The organism is Yersinia sp. 2542 StPb PI, from assembly GCF_048593855.1.
In the GTDB taxonomy this organism is placed as follows: Bacteria; Pseudomonadota; Gammaproteobacteria; order Enterobacterales; family Enterobacteriaceae; genus Yersinia; species Yersinia enterocolitica_E.
Window position 1 is genome coordinate 1 of sequence record NZ_JAZGQA010000369.1, and the last position, 1,696, is coordinate 1,696.

A 1,696-nucleotide genomic window follows, 5' to 3' on the forward strand; every position below is an offset into this window, starting at 1 on the left:
CAGTACCTTCTGTCAGGGTACTCTAATATTAATATTGCCCGTATACTGAGTATTAGCCCTAAGACTATCAGTGCACATCGAGCCAATATTCTCAATAAATTTCAGGTAAATAATCTGTTGGAGTTATATTCAAAATTAAAGAAGTGACGCATGTCGCTAACCTCTAAATAGTGTGAAGTCTCATTCTAAGACAAGTGAAGTGTGGAGACTGCTTTGGTATCCGCTATTCTACCGGTGCTGTAACTCATGATGTTTCTATTGAAAATACTCTGAACTTTGGCGCTAACTAAACAAAACACGAATGATCTGCCAATCACTCAAGGCGTTATTGACTAAAAGAGAGTCAATATTATTCAGGAATAACGGAAAAGAAAATTTCTGCCGGGTTAAATTTATCGAGCAGAATGTTTTTTGGGCATAAAATCAATGTGTTATTGAAAAAATAGGGGCCACGATATAATTTATTTTATCACGATATTTTGTAGGATGGGCTATGTTTACATAGATGAGTGCTGCATTTAATTTTCACAGTTATATGAATAAATCTAATAGAAACAGCAGGTATATGATGAGAGAACTGCCGAAGATTAATCAACTTAAAAACCTCAAAGCAATTATACAATTTGGCAGCATACGAGCTGCCTCTCAGGCTTCGCACCAAACCCAGCCAGCGATGACGCGAAGCATTCAGGAATTAGAAAAAATATTAGGTGTTTCACTGTTGGTCAGAGGGGCACGAGGTGCGGTTTTAACCGAGATGGGGAGGATATTTGAGCCTAGAATGAATATGATTCTTAATGAACTGGAACGAGCAATTGATGAATTAAGGCAGATTGAACGATCATCTCATGGGTCAGTGACCTTCGGTTGCTCCCACTTACCTGCATTTGGCATTGTTCCTACTGTGGTTAAGAAATTTCAGGAACGTTACCCGACCGCCAGACTGACCGTGATTGAGGGACAACTGTCAGAATTACTGCCCTCTTTACGCCTTGGCCGCATGGATTTCTTTATTGGCGTTATCTCTCCCGATATTTCTCTGCATGAATTCAATGATGAACATTTAGCTATTGCTGAATTCGGTGTTATTGCTCGTAAAGGACATCCGTTAATTAATAGCACGTCATTACGCGATTTACGGGCGGCGAAATGGTATTTACCTACGGCCAGCACAGGGTATTTCAGTAATATGGAAGCGTTAATTTTCCCCTATGGCAAAGAATCAACCTGTTCGGTGATTTTTGGCGATTCTGCGGCTATTGCGGAGCAGTTGGTATTAAATGAGGACTACCTGTTTGTCGGGCCAAAAACTATGCTGGCAGTGCCTCACCTGAAAAAAATTGTCTCCATTATCCCTATCAAAGAAAAACTACCTGATGGGCACTATAGTTTAATTTATCGGCAGCAACAGACGTTGACGCCATTGGCGAAGCACTTAATCGATGATCTTCGTTTTGCCTATTTGGGATTTATGGATCAACAAATAAATTAGTGGTAAAGCTAATGTGGGTAATCTGGGGCGTGGCTTAGCGTTGGTTTAATCCCGTTGGCCCTCAACCACCTCAGCGCTGTACCCTACGGTATACTACATTCAATCTGGCATGACGTAGGAGAATTCCCACACCATACCAGATGTTACCTATTCAATTCGCATACCAGCACAATATTATCTATCCCGTGCTTTGATACCAATTAC

Annotated in this window: 2 protein-coding genes; both read left to right on the forward strand. The window is 40.8% G+C overall.

Going from position 1 to position 1,696, the window contains the following annotated elements:
• Nucleotides 1-9: 9 nt before the first annotated feature.
• Complete coding sequence (locus V1952_RS21685) at nt 10-147, forward strand: LuxR C-terminal-related transcriptional regulator (RefSeq protein ID WP_420075534.1); 138 nt, start codon at nt 10-12, stop codon at nt 145-147.
• A gap of 421 nt (nt 148-568) precedes the next feature.
• A complete protein-coding gene (locus tag V1952_RS21690) occupies nt 569-1,492 on the forward strand; it encodes a LysR substrate-binding domain-containing protein (RefSeq protein WP_420071395.1) in 924 nt (307 codons plus the stop codon).
• The last annotated feature ends 204 nt before the right edge of the window (nt 1,493-1,696 follow it).

Bases quoted from the DNA above. Each gene is read 5' to 3' on its own strand.
- V1952_RS21690 (WP_420071395.1), top strand. From the start codon at position 569: ATGAGAGAACTGCCGAAGATTAATCAACTTAAAAACCTCAAAGCAATT.